This window comes from Pseudocalidococcus azoricus BACA0444 (assembly GCF_031729055.1).
In the GTDB taxonomy this organism is placed as follows: Bacteria; Cyanobacteriota; Cyanobacteriia; order Thermosynechococcales; family Thermosynechococcaceae; genus Pseudocalidococcus; species Pseudocalidococcus azoricus.
This window is the reverse complement of the sequence record NZ_JAVMIP010000001.1, coordinates 394,792-415,145: the sequence shown is the minus strand read 5'-3', so window position 1 is coordinate 415,145 and position 20,354 is coordinate 394,792. Positions and strand designations below refer to the sequence as shown.

Below are 20,354 nucleotides of genomic sequence, written 5' to 3'. Positions count from 1 at the left end.
AGCCTAGGCCGGATTAACAAGATTCGACCACCAGGCCTGGAGCGGCATACCAATATAGAAGGTCAACAAGGACTTAGAGCGCGGGACATAGTTATTGCACCCCCCCATCAGCCATTCCCAGAAGCGGAGCTTGCGTAACCGTTCTTCCCGCCACAGGTTATCGGCCAAAAGTTGATCGTTATCGGCCAAAATTTTTGTCACCCGTTTCTCTAGGTCGGTGATTTCAAGCCGAGTTTGCTGGTAGATGCCTTGAATTTCAGTCATCGTCTCCTGGAGTTCTTGGTAGTTGGCTTGCAAGGCTTCGTACTCGATTTTGGTGCTTTGCCATTGGGCATTGAGGGTGACTTGCTCGGCTTCCAAGAGGCGATAACTCTCTTGAAGTTGCTGGTGAGCCGTGGTTTGGGCAACAAATTCCTGCTCTTGAGCCTGATAGGCCTGGCGGAGTTGTTCATTATCATAGTCAGCGTTTTCGAGTTTGGCACTTAGATCACGGAGATCAAATTCCAGATTTTGGCAATGGCTTTGGCTGGCGGCATAGTTTTCTTGGAGGGTTTGATAGTCGGCAGCCAGGTGCTCATATTTGGTTTCTAGATTGAGATAGCGAGTTTCCAGGGTTTTGACTTGGGCGGCATAGGCTTCGGCCTGGGCTTTGTACTGTTCAATTTGCTGGGCCTGGTATTGGTACTCTTGGCGAATTTGGGCCACTTTGGCTTCTAAGGTCTGTTTCTCGGTTTTGAGCCGCTCGGCAATACCCCAGGCCTGTTTGAGGGGGCCGTCATAACTCTTTTTGAACCAGCCGCTAAAGAAGGAGACTCCCGTTAAGCCAATGCCGACAAAAAAATAGGTAGTGAGGAAGGATTGGGCTTGATCAGAAAGAATATGCAGCATAGGTCATCCCCTGATTCTGATAAGTTGCATGGATCGCAGCCTGATGAGAAGTGGCAGACTCGAAAACTTGGCCTGGTTAATTACAACGACCAAGGTCTTAAGACAACTATACCAGGCCGATCAAAGCAGGGTTAGGGTGTGGATTGACTGATCCAAGCCAAAAGTCGAAAGTCAAAAGTGACAATCAATAACCGTAATTTAGTGACCCACCCCCACATAGCGAAATCCTAAGGTTTCGAGGGCCTGGCGGTCTAAAAAGTTGCGGCCATCAACAATCACGGGGTTGGCCATGTTCTCGGCAATTTTGCTGTAATCTAACTCCAGAAATTGCTGCCAGTCTGTAACCAGGACAAGGGCATCACACCCATCGGCCAGTTGGAGGGGATCCGTTTCCACAATCACATTCGATAGCCCAGACCGTAATCCCGATTGAGAGACCAGGGGATCATAGGCTTTAACTTTGGCCCCCAGTCGGTTTAATTCCTCAATCAGGTTCAACGCCGGGGCATCGCGCAAGTCATCGGTATCGGGCTTAAAGGTGAGTCCCAACAGGCCAATGGTTTTGCCCTTAAGAATTTTCAAGACTTGCTGGAGTTTTTCAACGACAATATACCGCTGCCGTTTATTGACTGCCACCACAGATTTGAGTAACTCCGCTTCATATTTATAGTCATCGGCCGTGTGGACAAGGGCAGAGACATCTTTCGGGAAACAAGACCCGCCCCAACCCAGGCCGGCCTGGAGGAATTTTGAGCCAATCCGCGAATCTAAGCCAATCCCCTGAGCCACTTGGACGACATCAGCCCCAACCCGATCACAGATATTAGCGACTTCATTGATAAAGCTAATTTTGGTGGCCAGAAACGCATTGGCGGCATATTTAATCATCTCGGCAGAACTGAGATCTGTAACGAGGACTGGTACGGGCGGCAAGGTTTGATTTTCAGCATATTTCCGCTCCACAATCGGCGTGTATAGCTCCTTCATCAGCCCAACGGCCCGCTGACTACTCCCCCCCAAGACAATCCGATCTGGATTGAAGGTATCAAAGACGGCTGAACCTTCCCGTAAAAATTCCGGGTTACTGATCACATCAAAGGACAAGAGACTCTCATCTTTGATTGCCCCACTTTGATCGACAAGTTCCGGCCGCTTTTCGTTAATCCCATCGAGGATCAACATCCTGACCCAATCTCCAGAGCCGATGGGGACTGTGGATTTATTGACCACGACCTTATACCCCGATTTAAGATTTTCACCAATCCCCCGAGCGACGGCTTCAATGTAGCGAGTATCCGTTTCCCCCGTTGGTAAGGCCGGAGTCCCCACCGCAATAAATAAAATTTCCCCATGCTCAATGCCCGCCTCTAAGTCACTGGAGAATTGAATCTTTTGGGCCTGGATTGCCTCCCGGAGAATTTCCGTCAGACCTGGTTCATAAATGGGGGATTGCCCGGCCTGGAGGATTTTAACTTTCTCGGCGTTGTTATCAATGCAAATCACATCATGGCCAATGTGCGCCAGACAGGCCCCCGTGACTAAGCCTACATACCCTGTTCCAATCACACAGACCTGCATGATTACGCTCCTACTGCTAAAAAATGTGCCGAATCAATTCTCAAAATGTACCGGAAATTGTCCCACTTGAGGCAGTTTTTATTTTATTGATTGACTAGAAAAGGGGTTTAGGGCTGTGGATGCTCAGGCCAGGCTCCGAGAGCTAATTGAGTCGCTTCCACGGAATTTAGGAGTTGATCTGTGAGGTAAGTTAACGGGTGGGGGGAGATGCCAGGGCTAGCAGGGACAAATTCCGCGACTACGGCCTGGAGGTGGTAGATCAAGGCTTTAGTTGTGGCGAGATGGGTTAAGTAGATTTCCTGGGGGGTCGGAGTTGATAACAAAAGAGAGGACGGAGATGAGAATACAGTCCTAACTTCATTGAGAGCTAAGGGGGGTAAGTCTGCGAACAGAGCTTCGACTTCTTGTTCCAGGGACTCGGCTCCTAAAAGCTGGTTCAGTAAGTCCACATCAAGCCAATCGTTGACAGGCGATAAAGAGGGGCCTGGGTGCTCTAGGTCAAAATTATGGGTAGTCGGAATTGAATTCATGGCCAGTCTCGCAATGATTACAAATTAGGATAATCCAGGCCCCGCCTACAATAGTCAATGGGGCTGTTGGGCCATCGGTTCTGGTTTGGATTAACTGTGACAGCAAAACTGCCGATTGTTATGGGTGTTTCCGGTGCATCTGGGTTAATTTATGCAGTCCGGGCCGTGAAATTTTTACTCCAGGCCGGCTATCCAGTGGATTTGGTTGCCTCTAAGGGGGCTTATCAAGTCTGGCGGGCAGAATTGGGAATGATGATGCCTTCTCAACCCGACCAACAAGCTGAGTTTTGGCGGTCACAAACCCAAGAAGCGGGGGGAACCTTAATTTGTCATTCAGCTACGAATTTAGGGGCGAGCATTGCCAGTGGCTCCTATCGGACATTGGGGATGGTGGTGATTCCCTGTAGTATGGCCACCGTGGGGAAATTAGCGGCGGGATTGAGTAGTGATCTCCTTGAACGGGCGGCCGATGTCCAATTAAAAGAGGGGGGAAAATTAGTCCTGGTGCCGCGGGAAACCCCTTGGAGTTTGATTCACCTGCGAAATCTGACTCAATTGGCCGAAGCGGGGGCCCGCGTTGTTCCAGCGATCCCAGCCTGGTATCACCAACCCCAAACCATCTTAGATTTGGTCGATTTTGTCGTGGCCCGCGCCCTTGATCAACTCCAGGTTGACTGCGTTCCCCTCAAGCGTTGGCAGGGGCCAATTTCATCTGAGGAGTAATAGTTGGTGCGGCGGATTCTTCTATTAGTTGTTCTAGTTGGCCTGGCCTTGCTGATTTGGCAGAATTGGCAGGTTTCATTCCCCATCGTCTTTTTATTTTGGCGGACTCCGGCTTACCCCTTTGGACTGTTAATCTTGGCGGGCCTGGGTTTAGGTTTGTTGGTGGGGATGGTGATCACATTTCTGTGGTCAATCGGGCAAAATAGGGTTGTTAAGGCTGCGGAACCCCCTCGCCGTCCTCGCCCGCAACCGCCCCCCGCCCCGGAACCCGATCCTGAACTTGAGGACTGGTTTACGGAGCCGACTGCCTCACCCCGTCGCGCAAGCTGGTCAGAGGCCCGGAATGTCACCCCCCCTGAGGATCAACTCCCCCGCCCCCAAGAGAGTTACCCCAGCCCAGAAGCCCCCGAGGTCAAAACTCCCGAGGTAGAAGTCCCTGAATCAGAGCCAGTTCCGCCCGAACCCAGCCCTCGGCCAGCGCGCAAACCCCGTCGCCCCCGCCCAAATGTCCGCCAAGATGTGGTGGATGCTGAGTTTCGGGTTTTAACACCCCCCTACCATCCCTCCGGTTCCGATGATGGGGTTAGGGATCATGACGACTGGGGTGACTGGTTAGAGGAGGAAAGATGATTTCTGACCCGCAATGTTCAACTCTCCCCCATCGCCTCAATGGTACGAATCTCTATTTAATTGGGATGATGGGATCCGGTAAAACGACCACTGGCCAAGAACTTGCTGCGGCCTTGGGCTATCGGTTTATGGATACAGATCGCCTGATTGAACAGGTGGCCGGCCAGTCTGTGAGTGAAATTTTTGCCCAGGCCGGGGAAGCCACCTTTCGTCAACTAGAAACCCAAGTTCTTGCGGAAGTCTCCTGCTATCATCATCTCGTGGTGGCCACGGGGGGCGGAATTATTCTAGAGCCGATGAATTGGAGTTATCTGCATCATGGCCTGGTCATTTGGCTCAAGGTATCGATCCCCAACTTGGTCAATCGTTTGGCTGGAGATACCACCCGTCCCCTCCTCGCTCATGCCGCTTTAGCCGAGAAACTGACCACCCTGGCCCAGGCCCGCAATGAGTTCTATGCCCAGGCCGACTTAACCTTAACTATTGCGGATAATCTGCGCCCTCGTCAGGTAAGCCAGGCCATTTTGACCGCCTTACCAAAAATCCTCCGGGATGATATTTAAGATCATCTAGGGGCTAGTAAAACGGGGGTGGGGTCTGGAAACTCTATGGTAAGCTGCAAACTAAGCACAGTTCGAGAGCACCTCTAAAGCCATGTTCAAGCGCATTTTAATCCCAACCAACTTAGCGGATGGCTTGCCGCGACTGGTGAATTTTATTCCTCAATTAGCGGTCAATGGCCTGGAAAAGGTGATTTTTCTCCACTCCTGCCACATTGAGGATGACTTGGAACGGATCCGCCAGCGGGAAAAACAATTGACCAAAGCCCGGGAACTTTTGACAGTGGATCAAAGCCAATTTCCTCCCGGTTTGACCGCAGAAGTCATTATTGAGACCCGGCGAGCGGTGGATGTCATTTTAGAAGGGATTGAGCAACACCAGATAGATTTAGTCTTGATGAGTCGGCCGGCTCGGAGCTTACTAGACGAAAAAATCTTTGGCAGTACCACCATTGATTTAATTCAACGTACCAAAGTTCCAGTGATGATTGCCCGGCCCCATTTATTTTGGGTCATGACCTCGGAAGAACTGGCTTTGCGCTGCCAGCACCTCTTACGTCATGTAATGATTCCCTACGATCACAGCCCCTCGGCTCAACACCTGCTGCAACAAATTAAAACCCTAGCCCAAGAAGCTCCGCCCCATCCCCTTGCGGCTTGTACGCTAGTTTGGGTAATTAATAATTCCGGTCAGCAGGATTTAAGTGTTAACCAAAAGGTCAAGGAAGCAGAAATAATTTTGGCGGAGACTGAAAAAGAATTGACTGGCCTGGGATTACGGATCAAAACAATCATTAAAGTCGGAACCCCTGTCACAGAAGTTGAAGCTGTGGCCCATGAGTTGGATATTCATGCCATTGGCTTGTCCTCGGCAGCGGTGGGTAAAATCTGGGAGCTTTCCATTCCGAGCTTTGCCGGTGAAATTTTGCGCCGGAGTGCGTATCCCGTGATCTACTTCCCGCCCTCGGGCCGTGGTTAAGCCAATCCATAACTCCTTAGCGATATTCCACTACTTCTGAGACGGGGAAGCGGACTTTCGGCGAAGTGGCATATTTATCATCTGCAGCCCGGTAGCCTAAGGGACAGACAACCACGGATTTATAGCCTAATTCTGCCAGGCCCAAGACCTGATCATATTTGGCGGGAATAAAGCCTTCCATCGGGCAAGTATCCACTCCCACCATTGCAGCAACGGTCATTAACTGAGCCAAGGCAATATAGACCTGTCGAGTGGCCCAATCTTGCATATCCAAGGGGTAGGGTGGCTTGGCAATAAATCCTTTCACCACATCGCCAAATTTTTGCAGATTTTCCACCGGGACTCCCTGGACTTCGGCCATCCGAGCGAGATAGTGATCCACATAATCCGCATCAATGGTGGTTCTGATGGCAAGGACTACTAAATGGGAGGCATCCACGACTTGTTTTTGTCCCCAGGAATGTTCCAGCAGTTGGGCCCGGATGGCCGGATTCTCGATCACAAAAAATTTCCAGGGTTGGAGGCCAAATGAGGAGGGTGCAAGGACTAAGCTCTGTTCCAGTAACGCCCAGACATCTGCCGGAATTTTTTTGTCTGCATCAAACTTTTTCGTGGCATAGCGCCAATTCAGTTGTTGCAATACCACTTCGGGACTGGGAGTCGGTAAGCTCATAGTTAAACCTCACACTGCATCCCTAAAATATCACTGCTACCCGCTTGCCTGCCATTTGGTCAATAGACTGAAGGTGATCTACAAACGACTTACAGTTTTTGCCAGGCCTGGGAGATTCTTTTTAAGGAGGTGTCAGGGCCAAGGGGATAGGGGTAGTTGAGGAGTTCATACAGTTGGGAGACGGGCGTTGGAAGTTTTGGTGCATCAGCAATTACGGGCCTATTTACGGGCGGTGGGAGGAAGTGACTGGCCCCATCATTTGACCTTGGCCCGTTTAGTCGCTCGTACCTTACACTTGCACCGCGATGCCTTAATGCAAATTTCTGGCCAAGCCACCTATCATTACCACCATACTTTGAGCTATTTAGTCCCCCTATTGTTACTGCCTGGCCCAGCAGTTCTGGTCACTTGTCCCGCAACCCAGCAATATATTCTCCACGGGCAATTGCCCCAGCTTTTAGAGTTTTTACCGATTGATAAGCCAGTTGTGACTGCACCAACCTGGCCAGATCCAAACTTTCAAGGCTTGCTGTTAATTACCCAGGCCGACTGGTTAAGGGGGATGTTAGCCGCAACTCCAGGGATTCCCTCGGCTCTTCCGACTGTGATTGATGGCCTGGAAATGCTTGAAACTACAGCCCAAGCTGTCTTGACGGTTAAACTGACCCCTGGGAATTGGGACGAACTTACTCGCAGCTTTCCCCAGGCCCGGCAAGCAATTCGGGATGTGTTGATTAAGCTAATTCATGAGGTTTTTCAATATCCCCGTAATCCCTATGGCTGCTACCGCCTCTCCCCCTTGGCCATTGAGCGGCTCTGGCAACTGTTGACTGAGTTAGTGGCGATAAATTCCCTGAACCTCCCCCAGGCCTGGCAACAATGGTTCATGATGCTGCAAAAGCCCCAACATCACTGTCTTTTAGCCGATCCTGATCCCAACTATGGGCAGATAACTCTCTACGGTTGGCCCCTGAACGTTCGAGACCAACTCCAGGCCCTCTGGCCCCGCCAACCCCTCGTTTTCCTTGGGCAGCAAATTGAACTCGACCCCCAAGCTCCCCTGTTGCGTCATCGCCTTGGCCTGAGTGGTTTGGCATCCATTAACCTAGCCTTTCATCCTGCCCGGGCCCAAGAAACCTTATCCCTCTATCTGCCGCAGCGATTTCCATTGCCCAATACACCGGAATTTGCCCCCTATCTCCAGGCCCAGTTAGGTGGTTTACTCTGGCAGTTGCAAGCCCGTAGCAGTCCGCCCGAAAATCCCTGGTTTGCGGTGGTGATTGTTGATGATTTGCCTTTACGGGAGCAGATAGCCGCCAATTTAGCTGCCAGTTTTGGGTCTCAGGTGCGGGTTGAAGCGCCGCTACGGTCAGAAAGAGGAATTTTGATTTGTCGGTGGCAGTATTGGGTGGCCCACAGCCGCGCTTTACCGATTCCCCAAACCCTGTTGGTGGTGACATTGCCGATTCCCTCTCGCGAACATCCTCCTGTGGCGGCTCGGATTGAATTTTATAAACAACAGCATCGAGATTGGTTTCGAGAATATTTATGGCCAGAGTGTTTATCTCGCTTGGCCCAAATTGTCGCCCCAATTCGGAATCAAAACACTCTCCTTGCCTTGTTTGATACTCGGATTATTCACCGCAGTTATGGTCAGGATGTTCTTAATCTTTTAAGCCCCTATGAGCCTGTGGAGATCTCCCAGGTCAATGCTTTAGAGCCTTGGCTAGAGGAACTTAAACTCGAAGCACCCTAAACTATAATGAAAAAGTCATTACTGATGTTTTTGGGAATTTTACCCAATACACTCCTAACAGTCTTAATTGCAGTCACAGCAGCTCTCAGGTTTTATGAACCCACCGACTTCCCACCCCAATTCCCCCCCGGAACCTTTAGAGACTGGAGTCTATGGGCCTTTGCCGCAACCCTCTTGGTGGCTTTGGTTGATCTTGGCCTTAAGTGGTTCAATGGAAATTTGGCTCGAAACCGAGAGGATCAAGCAAGAGACCAGGCAAATCAAGCTCGAAACCGAGAAATTGAGAGAGAGCAACGCCAGATTGAGAGAAAGCAATATCAGGATCGACGCGATTTTGCGCTCCTAACTTACTTGGCCGAGCCAACCCCGGAAAATCAGCAGAAATTAACAGCCATTTGCCAAGAGATTCAGCAAAATATGGATGATTAGGGTTTGAATGAGTGATCCAGGCCAAGCTAGATAACCCAGTCGGTAGTTAAAGTCTTAGAAATATTAATCAAAGTCATAAAATACAAACCTCAAGACGTTGTTAAAAATACCTCAACCTCATCAAGTGTGATTCTCATTCACAGCACATCACCCCTCTGCCAGAATTTGCTCCACCACTGTCCAGGCCCCGTAACTCACCCCCGCTGTTCCTTCCCCCGGATGGACAGAATCCCCCACCAGCCATAATCGAGAAATGGGAGTCCGGGTGGCCAGGCCAAAGGGGCCAAAGGTACTCAAACGCTGACCCAAACCACCCACAATACCTAAATCTCGGGCTGTATAGCGGGCAAAGGTTCTGGGGGTAGCAGCTTCAACGTGGCGAATGGTCTCTGGGGTGAGGTGAAAATATCGGCCAAGGTGTTCTAAGGCAGTTTGGGTATAGTTTTCTTTCCGAGCCTGATAACTCACATCATCGCCCCACCATAAGATCGGCTCCGTAAAACTGGAGGCAATAATCGTTCGACATCCTTCAGGGGCGCGTCCATCCCCGGCCTGGCTGACGGAAACAAACAGGGAATTATTCTCAGCAATGGGGCCATCGTTATCGTACAAAAACTGTAAATGGGGCGGGCAATCTTTGGGAATGGCAGCTTCTTGAACCCCCAAATAAACCACAAAGGCCCCAGAGGCGGGGGGAAGTTTCTCAATCCGTTGTTTGTAAGGGATTGGAGCTTGCTCACCAAGGAGTTGACTGAGGTTTTGCACTGTGGTGTTAGCAACAATGTGGTCGGCGGTTTCTATCCAGGTTGCTCCTGTTTTGAAGTTGCGGATTGTGACCGACTTGGCCTGGCCATGTTCGAGGTGAATGTTTTCGACACGGTGTCGGGTCAGGAGTTTACCGCCAAAGTTTTCCAGGCCCTCCCTTAAGCGATCCGCTAAAACCTGCATACTCCCTTTGAGATGATATAACCCAAACGGGGCCTGGGACATGGCAAGGGCTGTGGCTGCATATAACAGGGCGGTTTCACGGGCCTCCACTTGGGAATAGAGTTTCAGTTGTAAATCTAAATAGCGCCGCAATCGGTCATCTTGCCCCAGGCCAAACAGGTTTAATAGGTCTCCCACCGTCAGCAAACTAAAGGGAATGGTTAAGAGGGTATCTGGCCTTACGGCCGCCAATAGTTTCGACAGATCCCAAACCGTGCGGGGAGGTAAGACGGGTTCCCGGGCTTGAAATCGCCAACTAATATCAAATAAGCGGCTTAAACACTGCCAAAAGGGTTCACTGCCTGGAAATTGCCGTTGTCGCTCCTGTTGCCATTTTTCGGGATCTCGCCAGGCCTGGATGGGTTCCCGTTCATCCGGTAAATAGACTGCACAGGCGGGATCACAAAAGGTTGCAGCGGGAATCGGTAACTCTAACTCCTGAAAAATGCGGTGATGAATGCCCCCCGGTTCCAGGCCCGCCACTTGAGTTGCCCCCACATCAAAGGTAAACCCCCGCCGCTTAAAGGTCGAAGCACAGCCCCCAATCACTGCCGCCTGCTCCAAGACCAAAACATCAAAACCCCGCCGCGCCAACAACGCCCCCGCCGTCAGCCCACCAATCCCAGCCCCAATCACCATGACGCGCTGACCCATAATGCCTGTATTTCTGAGAGTTTCTTTACATATCTTAACAATTTTTACGAATTAGCTGAAATGAAAATCCCTATTTTCCCGAATCAAAGCCCCTTTAGCTGTCCTCTTGAACAAATCGCCTAAACTGGAAATTGATTGATTTCTCTATATATTCCCGTTGAGAAACCACTGACTAGGAGCCTCCAATCTCCTACAATTTCTCCCAGGTTTCAAGCCATTGGAATCGCCGGTCAAAAGGTTTTGCAATGCTCTGTGCCCCTTGTCCAGATAACGAAGATCGCCGCCTCCAGGCCCTTGATGCCTATCGTGTTTTAGATACGCCGCCGGAGTCTGACTTTAATCAAATTACCGAATTAGCGGCTGCGGTCTGTGACGTACCCATCGCCTTAATCAGCTTGATCGATAAAGATCGCCAATGGTTTAAAGCCAAGGTGGGCCTGGACGCAACCGAAACTCCCCGAAACCTGGCTTTTTGTGCCCACGCTATTTTGCAACCCCAACTTCTGGTTATTCCCGACACCCTGTTAGATGAACGTTTTGCTGATAATCCCTTAGTCACGGGTGAACCCCATATTCGTTTTTATGCGGGAATGCCCCTAATCACCCCGACCGGATTTACCCTTGGAACCCTATGCGTCATTGATCAACACCCCCGCCAACTCACCCCAGTCCAAGCCCTAACCTTACAAACCCTCGCTCAACAAGTTGTCACCCAACTGGAAGTCCGCCGGAATCTGCGTCGGGTTCAAAAGCTGCTCCGAGAACGGCAACATAACAATAGCCTACAGAAAGATATTTTGGATAGTGCCAACTATGCCATTATTTCCACAACTGTTGATGGGACGATCTGCGCGTTTAATTCCGTGGCCGAAAAATGGTTGGGCTATAAAGCTACAGAGCTACTGGGTTGTGCAACGCCAGCAATTTTTCATGATCCACTCGAAATTCAGTTCCAGGCTAAAATCCTCAGTCAAGAAGTGGGTCAAGAGATTGCTCCAGGGTTTGAGGTTTTTGTGCATCGTTCTCGATCTGGTCAGGCCGATGAGCGGGAATGGACCTATATTCGCAAAGATGGCAGTCGCTTTCCGGTCAAATTATCGGTTACAGCCCGGCGGAATTCCAAAGGCGAGATTAACGGTTTTTTGGGAATTGCCAGTGACCTCTCAGACCAAAAGCAGGCTGAAATTGAACTGCTGTTGCGCGAGCGGGCCATAGAAGCCAGTACCAACGGGATTGTGATTACGGATCATCGCCGCCCAGACTACCCCGTGATCTATGCCAACCCGGCCTTTGAAAAAATTACGGGCTATCGTGTCTCAGAGGTAATTGGCCGCAACTGTCGGTTTCTCCAAGGGGACGATCAAAATCAACCAGGGCTGCAGGCCCTCCGTCATGCCATCAAAAAAGGCCAGTCGGGGCGGGTTGTGCTCAAAAATATTCGCAAAAATGGCACCGTCTTTTGGAATGAACTTTCCATTTCCCCCATTTATGATGACCAGGGGCAGTTGACCCACTATATTGGCATTCAAACCGATGTCAGTGAACGGAAACGGGCTGAGGTGGTTCTTCAGCAACAAATGCGACGAGCATTGCTTCTGCGGCAAATCACGGAAGAAATTCGCCAAAGTTTGAATGCTAAACATATCTGTGAAATGGCGGCCCAGGCCCTCGGGCGGTCGTTGAAAGTCGATCGCTGTTTAATTCATACCTATCGCCATACCCCTGAGTTGGATATCCCCTTCGTGGCGGAATATTTAGCAGAGGGGATTACGCCCATTAGTCAGCTTGAGATACCCATCAGTGGCAATAGGATGCTGGCGCGGGTGTTAGTCTCTGACCAGGCCTGGGTTGTGGATCGGGTCGAGCAAGAACCCGAAACGGCCAGTATTGCCGAGTTTTGCCAACAGATTTCTCTCAAGTCCCTTTTAGCAGTCCGGACATCCTATCGGGGTGAACCCAATGGCTTAATTGCCTTGCACCTCTGTCACCGCTACCATCGCTGGCAACTTGCGGAAGTGGAATTTTTAGAAACCGTAGCGGCCCAAGTTGGGATTGGACTGGCTCAGGCTCAACTATTGTCCCAAGAAACGGAACAACGGGAGCAACTTCTAATTCAAAATCAAGAACTGGAGCAGGCCCGCCTGAGTGCTGAACTGGCCAACCGGGCCAAAAGTGATTTTCTCGCCACTATGAGCCATGAAATTCGCACCCCCATGAACGCGGTGATGGGCCTGACCAGTTTGCTGTTAGATACGCCCCTATCCCCCCAACAACAGGACTTTATTCAAACGATTCGCCAGGCCGGGGATACCTTGCTGACGATTATTAATGACATTTTAGACTTTTCCAAGATTGAATCGGGCAGCATGAGTTTGGAGCAACGTCCCTTTGACTTGGCCGACTGCATTGAGGAGGTTCTCGATTTATTAGCCACCAAAGCGGATGAGAAAAATATTGAACTGGGCTATACCTACAGTTGCCATACGCCTCGACAAGTCCTGGGGGATGTGACCCGCGTTCGGCAAATCTTAGTGAACTTAGTCGGCAATGGGGTGAAATTTACCACCCAAGGGGAAGTGATGATCCATGTGGACAGTCGCCCCCAAACGGCCCAAGGAGACTATGAACTGCGGTTTGCCATTGAGGATACCGGGATTGGGATTCCTGAGGATCGCCTCGATCGATTGTTCAAGCCCTTTAGTCAGGTGGATGCCTCAACCACGCGCCAATATGGGGGGACGGGCCTGGGCCTGGTGATTAGTCGGCGGCTCTGTCAACTAATGGGGGGCGATATGACGGTGCAAAGCCAGGTTGGGGTTGGGACAACATTTCGGTTTACGATTCGCGTCCCTGTCGAGGCGAGAATTTGTCTTCCCCCCCCCGAAAACCCGGCTCTCCAAGGAAAACAGGTCTTAGTTGTTGATGATCATGAACCCATTGCCCATCTTCTGGGGGCGCGGCTCCAGGAATTGGGCCTATCTCCAAACGTTTATTCTGAGGCAGCCAAGGTTTTGCAGATTCCCGACCAACCCTGGGATGTGGCTCTGATTGATCTCCAGATGCCTGGTCTGAATGGGATTCAACTGGGTCAACAACTGCGGCAAAAATATCCCCAACTGCCCCTGATTTTGATGACGCCCCGGAGTTGGTTACAAACCGCTGTGGCGAAATCACTATTTGTGGCGTTTTTGCAAAAACCAGTCCGGGCCAAGCAATTGGGACAAACTCTGCTCCAGGCCCTTGATCCCCAAACCCAAGCTCCTCAAACTCCGGCCCTGGCCACCCTGGATGTCACCCTAGGGGAACGGCTACCCTTACGAATTTTATTAGCTGAGGATAATCCTGTTAACCAAAAAGTGGCTCGACATATTCTCCAACGCCTCGGGTATCAAGCGGATGTGGCTGTCAATGGCCTAGAGGTCTTAGCGGCCCTAGAGCGTCAGCCCTATGATGTGATTCTCATGGATATTCAAATGCCAGAAATGGACGGACTCACCACGACAGAAAAAATTTGTGAACGTTGGTCAGCCCAACAACGCCCTTGGATCATTGCCATGACCGCTAATGCCTTAGAGGGAGATCGGGAGATGTGTTTCCGAGCCGGAATGGATGATTATGTCAGTAAGCCGGTCAAGATTGAAAGCCTCGTGGCCGCGCTCCAACGCACCCAGGCCCATTCGCCAAAGTTGACCTATCCGCAAATGCATTAATGACTGACAACCACTCAGTTGGTTGAGACGGTTTACCTTTGTCTGTAATCTTTTTCCAGCCAGGCCATGACCGTTTTCCCTAGACGCGTCCCACTTAGCCGATCAATTTCCCGCATCCCCGTTGGACTGGTGACGTTGACCTCTGTTAAATAACCGCCAATCACATCAATCCCGACAAAGACCAAGCCATCTCGCCGGAGAATGGCCCCCACTGCCTGACAAATTTCCTGATCCCGGGCCGTAATCTCGACATTTGCCACCCGCCCGCCTGTGGCCATATTCCCCCGAAACTCATCCCCGGTCGGAATTCGATTCACAGCCCCAATAGGCTCACCGTCTAGCAAAATAATCCGTTTATCCCCGGCCTGGGCCGCTGGCAAATATTCCTGCACCATGACGGGTAATTGCCCCCGCTCCGTACTAATTTCAATCATCGAGTTTAAGTTGCGGTCACCCGCGGATAAAAATAGAATCCCTTCTCCGCCTTTGCCGCCCAAGGGTTTTAAGACGGCCGTACCTTGGGCCTGGACAAACTCCCGGATTTGGGTTTTCGATTGGCTCACAATGGTCGTCGGAATCACCTCAGTAAATTGCAGAGCATACATTTTCTCGTTAGCTGAGCGGATGCCTTGGGGATGATTGATTACCTGAGTTTTCGTTGTGGCTAAACGATCGAGAATATAGGTGGCATATAAATATGCAGTATTGACCGGTGGATCGGGGCGCATCCAAACCACATCAAACTCTGTCAGTGGCCGCAAGCTAGAGTCCCCTAAACTAAACCAGACCGGCTCCCGCAACCATTGATCCTCTTGCAGAATAACGGGAACTAAGGTCACGGGTTGAACCACGGCCCAGGCCTGGCTATGGATAATACTAAGCTGCTGCATAGTGGTGATCCAAACCTCGTGACCAGCCAGTTGGGCCGCTTCCATTAAGGCAACACTGGTATCGTGGCCGGGATCAAGACCAGCAATTGGATCGATGATAAAAACCTGTTTCATCGGCTGTTTCTCCCGTTAATTAGGCGTAAAACTTAAAAGCAGCTACGGGAGTTTAGACCCCACTTTGGAGTAACATATCCAACTTTCCCTGAGCCTCTAAGCGATGCAAATCATCACAGCCGCCAACATGTTGGTCATTGATGAAAATTTGCGGTAAAGAGCGTTTGCCATTGGCCCGTTTAGCCATTGCTGCCCGTGCCGTTTCATCCCCATCAATCCCATATTCGGTAAATTGAACTTCTTTACGGGAGAGTAACTGCTTAGCGCGGATGCAAAAGGGACAAGTTGCCCATGTATAAATTTCCACCTTGGCCTGGCTCATCGGAGGAGCATTCCTAACGGTACGACATCTGCTTTTACGTTACCCTAATTTCCCCCCGAGAATCTGGGATCAACCGTCAAAATCATCCCAAAGATAGGCCACCTAAAAATGTTGTTAGGTGATTCCCAAAAACGTTGTGAAAAATTGAAATTTCCCCCACAGAGACTCTGTCTTCGCATCTGGGTTAACGACAACTATCCCATTGTAAGCGAGGAAGGGTGAGGGAAAGATGGATGATTGGTTGTGTTCCGAGCCTAGACAGCAGCGTCTTCTTCAGAAACTTGGGTTAATTTAATGTGCTTGCGCCCGAGGGTAATTTCAAACTCATCTCCAGGTTCCAAGTTCATTTGCTTGGTGTAGGCTGAACCAATCAGCAAGTTGCCATTGGCCTGGACACTAATGCGATAGCTGGCACTCCGTCCACCCCGACTGCTGCCTGATGCTGATTTACCGTCCAAATTCAGACCTTGGGCATAGGCTAGTGCTTTATAAAATTTCAGCGTGCTAACCCGTTCTGCGCCCCCTTTTGTTGTTGTGTAATAACCACAGGCCTTGGCAATTTCTTCTTGGGTTTTCCCATCCAAGTCCTTGACTTTTTTGAGGAGAGCTTCACCTGTGAGTTGATTAGTGCTTTTGCGAGGCATTCGTTCACCTTCCTTAAATTAAGTTGACATTGGGTAAGTGGCGAATAAGGGAGATCTGCCAGACACTTGGCGCGAATCGCAACTTACAAACCTGAATTTTTAACCTAATACCTAGCAAAGCATAGAATCTGATAGGTTTCAAGTTGAGAACTCAATTTTTAGTGCATTTTGTTGTTATTTTTTTGATTTTTGGCCATCGGTTACTTTTATTACTTGTGGGATTGTTGCCTTAAACTATAATTCTATAATTGAAAATATTTTACTTAAGGCGAGAACTTAGTTTTATACGGATAAATCATTAAACATTCTGCTACGAGATTCAGCCAACACAATCTTGGTTGGGGTTGACATTATTTACGACACGACTTGAGAGGTTGCATTAATCATGACCTGGAATTTTAGAGAGTTTTACCCATCCAGGCCTGATCCGTTAGACTCAAAATATTAGCCATTGGAACTTGTTTTTGTGACGTTGGATCAACAACTCCAAACCCTGATTGCCCAGGCCCCTGCCGATGGCCAAACTCCCCAGGCCTTGCAAACCATTGCCCCAATCTTGCGGAAAGTTGCCGAAGGGTTGCCTGAACTGAGCTACTACATTTGTCAAAGTCCCCAAGGAAATTGGGAATCTGTTACCCTTCAACATCGCCAGGCCCCCCACCGCACCAAAAAAGTGATCTATGCCTATGCCACCCCAACTCAAGCGGCAGAGAAGGCGGCCTCAGACCTGATTGTGGGTGAAATTCCTCTTATTGCCCTCTTGTTTCAACTCCTTGCCCTAGAACCCGTGGATAGTATTATTTTTGTCCCCCGCGCCCCCCAAGCCCCATCTCAAGAACTCCAACGCCAAGACTTGCAGCAGCAAATTTCTCAAGCCCTCAGCCTACCCCCAGATTTAGCCTAAGTTCAGTCTGAAATGTCGCAGCAGAGTTGATATTCGGGGCCTGGGCTGCGGATTTCCCATCGCCATACACAGACTGTTCTAGAATCAGAGACATCCACAGGCATTGCTGAGATGAGGATTGATCTGCTTTGATCCTCCCCAAGATTTCCAGTCTATCTGGCCCTAACTGGGTTCTGTAATTTGCTGCTGAGGGGAGTTTGAGAAATTTAGGCATAAATTTTAGATGCAGTCCTGAAGAGATGACTTGATCATGACCCTCAATAATTTGGCCCGCCAGATTGACCACACCTTATTAGACCCCCTCGCCACAGAAGCCGACATTGAGCAATTGTGCGCCCAGGCCGAGCAGTGGAAATTTGCCAGCGTTTGCATTTACCCGATCTGGGTGGCCCGTGCTGTTGAGCTTCTCCATGGCAAAGCGCCCCTCGTTTGTACGGTAGTTGGTTTTCCCACCGGGGCCCATACCCCTGCAACAAAGCTCTATGAAGCTCAGGCGGCAGTGGATGCTGGGGCGCAAGAATTGGATGTGGTCATTAATTTGGGCTGGTTAAAAATGGGGCATAGCGAGGCCATCTATAACGAAATCGCTGCCATTTGTGAAACCACTCAAGTTACAGTCAAAGCGATTTTGGAAACCACGCTCTTAACTACCACTGAGAAACAAATTGCAGCGGAAATTTGCCTGGATGCGGGAGTGAGCTTCCTCAAAACCAGTACAGGTTGGAAGGGGGGAGCAACGGTTGAGGATGTCAAACTCCTGAAGGACGTGGCTAAGGATCGGGTTGGGGTGAAAGCCTCAGGCGGAATTCGCACCTATGGCCAGGCCAAGGATTTAATTAACGCCGGAGCCACTCGTTTAGGCACATCCCGCGGCATAGACATTCTCAATCAACAAAGTCGGGATGATAGGATTTGAACCTACGACCCTCTGCTCCCAAAGCAGATGCGCTACCAAGCTGCGCTACATCCCGAAACTGAACTAGCAAGAGGTCAATAGAATCTAACGCCCCGCCTAACCATAGTAGCTTGTCTCATCCCCTAGCGGCTATTGGGATACCAAAACATTCCCTTAATCCCCTCCGGATCCGGACGAAACCCTAAATTTCGATAAAAATTAACCACACCGGGATCTGCAAATAGGGTGATGTTGCTAATATCTTCTCGGCGCAGTTCTTTAATAATTTGCTGCATTAAGGCTTTGCCCAGGCCCCGTTGTTGAAACTGTGGATGGACGACAACATCCCAAATGGTGGCATTAAAGGCATGGTCAGAGGTGGCTCGGGAAAAGCCAATTAAGCGTCGATAACTGCCCCGCTGCTCCCACATAGAAACGACAATAAAACTATGCTCAATGGCTTTTTTCACCTTCCGCAGGGGCCGCCGCGACCAACCCACCGCATCACAAAGTTCTTCTAGCTCTTGAACATCAATTTCCTTTTCTTTGCTAAAGAAGATCCTGCTTGTCCCAGAACGTTCAGCCGTAGGATTAGCATCTCCAGAGGGAACAGGGGTCAGGGTTGAGGTGGCAGTTGAAGAATTACTTTGACCACTAAAAAGATTTTTCCAGAAGCTCATGCAAGTATGCTGGAGATGGTTTGTTAATCACAGGCCTGGGGCTAACGAAACAACCAAAATTGGCTGATCTACAGACTTCAGTATAGCGGCAAACAAAGTATGATTTCCGAGAATCAATGGTCAGACCAAGACCTCCTGAAACGCTTTAACCGCGCCTTCCCCGATTTCTACGAGCAGTATGCCAGCCGTGAGATTCAACGCCAAAATCTCCAGCTTGCCTATCAGATTCACCGCACCAAGCAACCTGTTATTCACTTATCCCTAGAGAAAAATCGCACCGCCCTTTACTTTGCTAACCGGAACCATTCCTATCTCCTGAGTGATCTCTTTGGTGTCATGGCCGCCTATCGCCTGGGAATCCATAGCCTCAGTCTCTATGGGCAAATTCGCACCCCCATGCTGGTGTTTATCAAGCTTGTCCTCTCTCAAGATGGTCTGGCACTGTCAAAAAAAATGACCGATAGCGTGCAGCGGGCCCTGCTGCAAACCTTGAATGGTGAATTTGCTGTTGAGGAAATGCTGACCTTAGAGTTTGACTGGGGAGAAGGACTCAAGGATGTCCAAACCAGTTTTTACACCGATCATGTCTTTAAGCTCCCAGCCCTATTAATTGAAGCCACCAGCCATCCCGGCCTGCTCTATAAGGTGATGCACGCGATCTGGGGGGAAGAGTTATTGGTAGTGAATACTAATTTCATGCTTTGGCGGGGACGAATACGGCTGCTCCTTTACCTCCTCGGCCCCAATGGCTCCGTCATTCCTGACTACTTGGGACAGCGTCTCGCCCAAAATATTAAAGACCGTATCCTGGAAATTCCCACATCAAATTAAACAGCCCTAAATTGGCCAGCCAGGGCTTTTAGATTAACATAAGGTAAAGTTCCTGGGTGACTGGCCTGGGATGTTCCGCAAGCTTAATCGCAGTCATGGGTTTTATGTTGCCGCTGCCAGACTGGTAAATAGATTCACGTCAAGAGTAGGATGGCTGCCTCAGGTCAAAATTTGGGGGTGAATTGTTAGGATCACCCGATACACAACCATTTCAATTTAAAAATAAGCCTGCTAGGGTTCCTACTTGATGCTTCTGTTATGAACCCATCTCTCAAAGCCCCTTGCCCTTGAGTCACAACTTCGCTATTCCCGAACCCGCAAAGTTTTTATTGCTTTCCAGGCCCTCTCTATGACTCCTGAACAATCTGACCAAGAACATTTTGAAATTAAAGATCCGCAAAACTCCGCAGAAACCAGTGCCATGACCGTCACGGTGCGGGATATGTCCGTAGATGATATCGCTCCAGTCTTTCATTTAGGAGAGCGTTTATTTACTAGTGATCTCTACCCCTCCCTGTACCGAATTTGGGACGAATGGGAAGTGATTGGCTACTATAATACGGATCCCGATTATTGCTTAGTTGCAGAAATAGATGGTAATCTGGCCGGATTTGTCCTCGGCACCATTATTGAAAAAGCCCCTTGGGTCTATGGCTATATCAACTGGTTAGGGGTCAGCCGCGACTATCAACGCCGGGGAGTGGCTGATATTTTGGTGGATAAAATCATTGAGCGGATGATTGAGCAAGGAGCCCGCTTCATGCTTGTGGATACAGATCCGGCCAATACCCCCGCCGTTAAATTCTTTACCCGCAAGGGCTTTGGCAATCCCCGCAAGCACGTCTTTTTCTCAATGAACTTGACGAAGCACGAATACTATGGCCGGCTGATTGAATTTGAGCGCAATCGCTCTGAACGCGTCACCTATCACCGCCCCCGCCGTCGCCAATAGACCCTTAAAATAACTGGAAAAAATA

Annotated in this window: 20 protein-coding genes and 1 tRNA gene; 11 read left to right on the top strand and 10 right to left on the bottom strand. The window is 49.9% G+C overall.

What is annotated here, in order from left to right; translation table 11 throughout:
• Window positions 1–3: 3 nt before the first annotated feature.
• From RIF25_RS02000 to RIF25_RS01990, 3 genes are all read right to left on the bottom strand, one after another.
• Complete coding sequence (locus tag RIF25_RS02000; RefSeq protein WP_322876882.1) at window positions 4–888, bottom strand: coiled-coil domain-containing protein; 885 nt, start codon at window positions 886–888, stop codon at window positions 4–6.
• Between the two features lie 198 nt (window positions 889–1,086).
• On the bottom strand, window positions 1,087–2,466 hold the full coding sequence (locus RIF25_RS01995; RefSeq protein WP_322876881.1) for a UDP-glucose dehydrogenase family protein: 1,380 nt from the start codon (window positions 2,464–2,466) through the stop codon (window positions 1,087–1,089).
• Window positions 2,467–2,573: 107 nt separating this feature from the next.
• Window positions 2,574–2,996: a hypothetical protein gene (locus tag RIF25_RS01990; RefSeq protein ID WP_322876880.1), complete on the bottom strand. Its 423-nt coding sequence runs from the start codon at window positions 2,994–2,996 to the stop codon at window positions 2,574–2,576.
• 120 nt (window positions 2,997–3,116) lie between these two features.
• On the opposite strand from RIF25_RS01990, the gene RIF25_RS01985 reads away from it, so the two are divergent.
• The 4 genes from RIF25_RS01985 to RIF25_RS01970 all read left to right on the top strand — a co-directional run bounded on the left by RIF25_RS01985 (window position 3,117) and on the right by RIF25_RS01970 (window position 5,888).
• Window positions 3,117–3,719 carry a flavin prenyltransferase UbiX gene (locus RIF25_RS01985; protein ID WP_407682300.1) on the top strand — a complete coding sequence of 201 codons (603 nt, stop codon included), beginning with the start codon at window positions 3,117–3,119 and terminating at the stop codon, window positions 3,717–3,719.
• A 3-nt stretch (window positions 3,720–3,722) separates the two neighbouring features.
• The gene (locus tag RIF25_RS01980; protein ID WP_322876878.1) at window positions 3,723–4,349 is read left to right on the top strand and encodes a hypothetical protein; all 627 of its coding nucleotides are present in this window, start codon (window positions 3,723–3,725) and stop codon (window positions 4,347–4,349) included.
• Complete coding sequence (locus RIF25_RS01975; protein WP_322876877.1) at window positions 4,346–4,912, top strand: shikimate kinase; 567 nt, start codon at window positions 4,346–4,348, stop codon at window positions 4,910–4,912. Before RIF25_RS01980 ends, RIF25_RS01975 begins: the two co-directional genes overlap by 4 nt.
• Window positions 4,913–5,003: 91 nt before the next feature.
• Window positions 5,004–5,888, top strand: coding sequence for a universal stress protein (locus RIF25_RS01970; protein ID WP_322876876.1), 885 nt, complete (start codon window positions 5,004–5,006; stop codon window positions 5,886–5,888).
• Between the two features lie 16 nt (window positions 5,889–5,904).
• On the opposite strand, the gene RIF25_RS01965 is transcribed toward RIF25_RS01970, so the two are convergent.
• Window positions 5,905–6,561 carry an NAD(P)H-dependent oxidoreductase gene (locus RIF25_RS01965; protein WP_322876875.1) on the bottom strand — a complete coding sequence of 219 codons (657 nt, stop codon included), beginning with the start codon at window positions 6,559–6,561 and terminating at the stop codon, window positions 5,905–5,907.
• 187 nt (window positions 6,562–6,748) lie between these two features.
• On the opposite strand from RIF25_RS01965, the gene RIF25_RS01960 reads away from it, so the two are divergent.
• Window positions 6,749–8,317 (top strand): ATP-dependent DNA helicase, encoded by a 1,569-nt coding sequence (locus RIF25_RS01960; protein WP_322876874.1) that lies wholly within the window; start codon window positions 6,749–6,751, stop codon window positions 8,315–8,317.
• Window positions 8,318–8,323: 6 nt separating this feature from the next.
• Window positions 8,324–8,746, top strand: coding sequence for a hypothetical protein (locus RIF25_RS01955; RefSeq protein WP_322876873.1), 423 nt, complete (start codon window positions 8,324–8,326; stop codon window positions 8,744–8,746).
• Window positions 8,747–8,893: 147 nt separating this feature from the next.
• Here RIF25_RS01955 and crtD read toward each other — a convergent pair whose 3' ends face one another.
• Window positions 8,894–10,387, bottom strand: coding sequence for a C-3',4' desaturase CrtD (crtD, locus tag RIF25_RS01950; RefSeq protein ID WP_322876872.1), 1,494 nt, complete (start codon window positions 10,385–10,387; stop codon window positions 8,894–8,896).
• Window positions 10,388–10,632: 245 nt separating this feature from the next.
• Between crtD and RIF25_RS01945 the strand changes: the two genes are divergently transcribed.
• Window positions 10,633–14,097: a response regulator gene (locus RIF25_RS01945; protein ID WP_322876871.1), complete on the top strand. Its 3,465-nt coding sequence runs from the start codon at window positions 10,633–10,635 to the stop codon at window positions 14,095–14,097.
• Window positions 14,098–14,129: 32 nt separating this feature from the next.
• On the opposite strand, the gene gshB is transcribed toward RIF25_RS01945, so the two are convergent.
• From gshB to RIF25_RS01930, 3 genes are all read right to left on the bottom strand, one after another.
• Complete coding sequence (gene gshB / locus RIF25_RS01940; protein WP_322876870.1) at window positions 14,130–15,101, bottom strand: glutathione synthase; 972 nt, start codon at window positions 15,099–15,101, stop codon at window positions 14,130–14,132.
• A 52-nt stretch (window positions 15,102–15,153) separates the two neighbouring features.
• On the bottom strand, window positions 15,154–15,423 hold the full coding sequence (grxC, locus tag RIF25_RS01935; protein WP_322876869.1) for a glutaredoxin 3: 270 nt from the start codon (window positions 15,421–15,423) through the stop codon (window positions 15,154–15,156).
• A 254-nt stretch (window positions 15,424–15,677) separates the two neighbouring features.
• Window positions 15,678–16,067, bottom strand: a complete 390-nt coding sequence (locus tag RIF25_RS01930; RefSeq protein ID WP_322876868.1) for an AbrB family transcriptional regulator — start codon at window positions 16,065–16,067, stop codon at window positions 15,678–15,680.
• Window positions 16,068–16,533: 466 nt separating this feature from the next.
• Between RIF25_RS01930 and RIF25_RS01925 the strand changes: the two genes are divergently transcribed.
• Both RIF25_RS01925 and deoC read left to right on the top strand, forming a co-directional pair.
• Entirely contained in the window at window positions 16,534–16,971 is a 438-nt protein-coding gene (locus RIF25_RS01925; protein WP_322876867.1) for a hypothetical protein, read from the top strand.
• Window positions 16,972–17,221: 250 nt separating this feature from the next.
• On the top strand, window positions 17,222–17,887 hold the full coding sequence (gene deoC / locus RIF25_RS01920; RefSeq protein WP_322876866.1) for a deoxyribose-phosphate aldolase: 666 nt from the start codon (window positions 17,222–17,224) through the stop codon (window positions 17,885–17,887).
• Here the strand turns inward: deoC and RIF25_RS01915 are convergent.
• A tRNA-Pro gene (locus RIF25_RS01915) sits at window positions 17,869–17,942 on the bottom strand. The two genes, deoC and RIF25_RS01915, sit on opposite strands and share 19 nt — an antisense overlap.
• Before the next feature lie 67 nt (window positions 17,943–18,009).
• Window positions 18,010–18,546 (bottom strand): GNAT family N-acetyltransferase, encoded by a 537-nt coding sequence (locus tag RIF25_RS01910; RefSeq protein WP_322876865.1) that lies wholly within the window; start codon window positions 18,544–18,546, stop codon window positions 18,010–18,012.
• A gap of 99 nt (window positions 18,547–18,645) precedes the next feature.
• On the opposite strand from RIF25_RS01910, the gene RIF25_RS01905 reads away from it, so the two are divergent.
• Both RIF25_RS01905 and RIF25_RS01900 read left to right on the top strand, forming a co-directional pair.
• Window positions 18,646–19,377 (top strand): hypothetical protein, encoded by a 732-nt coding sequence (locus RIF25_RS01905; protein ID WP_322876864.1) that lies wholly within the window; start codon window positions 18,646–18,648, stop codon window positions 19,375–19,377.
• Between the two features lie 349 nt (window positions 19,378–19,726).
• A complete protein-coding gene (locus RIF25_RS01900; protein ID WP_322876863.1) occupies window positions 19,727–20,329 on the top strand; it encodes a GNAT family N-acetyltransferase in 603 nt (200 codons plus the stop codon).
• Window positions 20,330–20,354 lie beyond the last annotated feature (25 nt).

What these genes read in the sequence shown, in the direction of transcription:
- RIF25_RS02000 (WP_322876882.1), bottom strand. Translation starts at nt 888, where the DNA reads ATGCTGCATATTCTTTCTGATCAAGCCCAATCCTTCCTCACTACCTAT.
- RIF25_RS01995 (WP_322876881.1), bottom strand. Translation starts at nt 2,466, where the DNA reads ATGCAGGTCTGTGTGATTGGAACAGGGTATGTAGGCTTAGTCACGGGG.
- RIF25_RS01990 (WP_322876880.1), bottom strand. Translation starts at nt 2,996, where the DNA reads ATGAATTCAATTCCGACTACCCATAATTTTGACCTAGAGCACCCAGGC.
- RIF25_RS01985 (WP_407682300.1), top strand. Translation starts at nt 3,117, where the DNA reads ATGGGTGTTTCCGGTGCATCTGGGTTAATTTATGCAGTCCGGGCCGTG.
- RIF25_RS01975 (WP_322876877.1), top strand. Translation starts at nt 4,346, where the DNA reads ATGATTTCTGACCCGCAATGTTCAACTCTCCCCCATCGCCTCAATGGT.
- RIF25_RS01970 (WP_322876876.1), top strand. Translation starts at nt 5,004, where the DNA reads ATGTTCAAGCGCATTTTAATCCCAACCAACTTAGCGGATGGCTTGCCG.
- RIF25_RS01965 (WP_322876875.1), bottom strand. Translation starts at nt 6,561, where the DNA reads ATGAGCTTACCGACTCCCAGTCCCGAAGTGGTATTGCAACAACTGAAT.
- RIF25_RS01955 (WP_322876873.1), top strand. Translation starts at nt 8,324, where the DNA reads ATGAAAAAGTCATTACTGATGTTTTTGGGAATTTTACCCAATACACTC.
- crtD (WP_322876872.1), bottom strand. Translation starts at nt 10,387, where the DNA reads ATGGGTCAGCGCGTCATGGTGATTGGGGCTGGGATTGGTGGGCTGACG.
- RIF25_RS01945 (WP_322876871.1), top strand. Translation starts at nt 10,633, where the DNA reads ATGCTCTGTGCCCCTTGTCCAGATAACGAAGATCGCCGCCTCCAGGCC.
- gshB (WP_322876870.1), bottom strand. Translation starts at nt 15,101, where the DNA reads ATGAAACAGGTTTTTATCATCGATCCAATTGCTGGTCTTGATCCCGGC.
- grxC (WP_322876869.1), bottom strand. Translation starts at nt 15,423, where the DNA reads ATGAGCCAGGCCAAGGTGGAAATTTATACATGGGCAACTTGTCCCTTT.
- RIF25_RS01930 (WP_322876868.1), bottom strand. Translation starts at nt 16,067, where the DNA reads ATGCCTCGCAAAAGCACTAATCAACTCACAGGTGAAGCTCTCCTCAAA.
- deoC (WP_322876866.1), top strand. Translation starts at nt 17,222, where the DNA reads ATGACCCTCAATAATTTGGCCCGCCAGATTGACCACACCTTATTAGAC.
- RIF25_RS01910 (WP_322876865.1), bottom strand. Translation starts at nt 18,546, where the DNA reads ATGAGCTTCTGGAAAAATCTTTTTAGTGGTCAAAGTAATTCTTCAACT.
- RIF25_RS01905 (WP_322876864.1), top strand. Translation starts at nt 18,646, where the DNA reads ATGATTTCCGAGAATCAATGGTCAGACCAAGACCTCCTGAAACGCTTT.
- RIF25_RS01900 (WP_322876863.1), top strand. Translation starts at nt 19,727, where the DNA reads ATGACTCCTGAACAATCTGACCAAGAACATTTTGAAATTAAAGATCCG.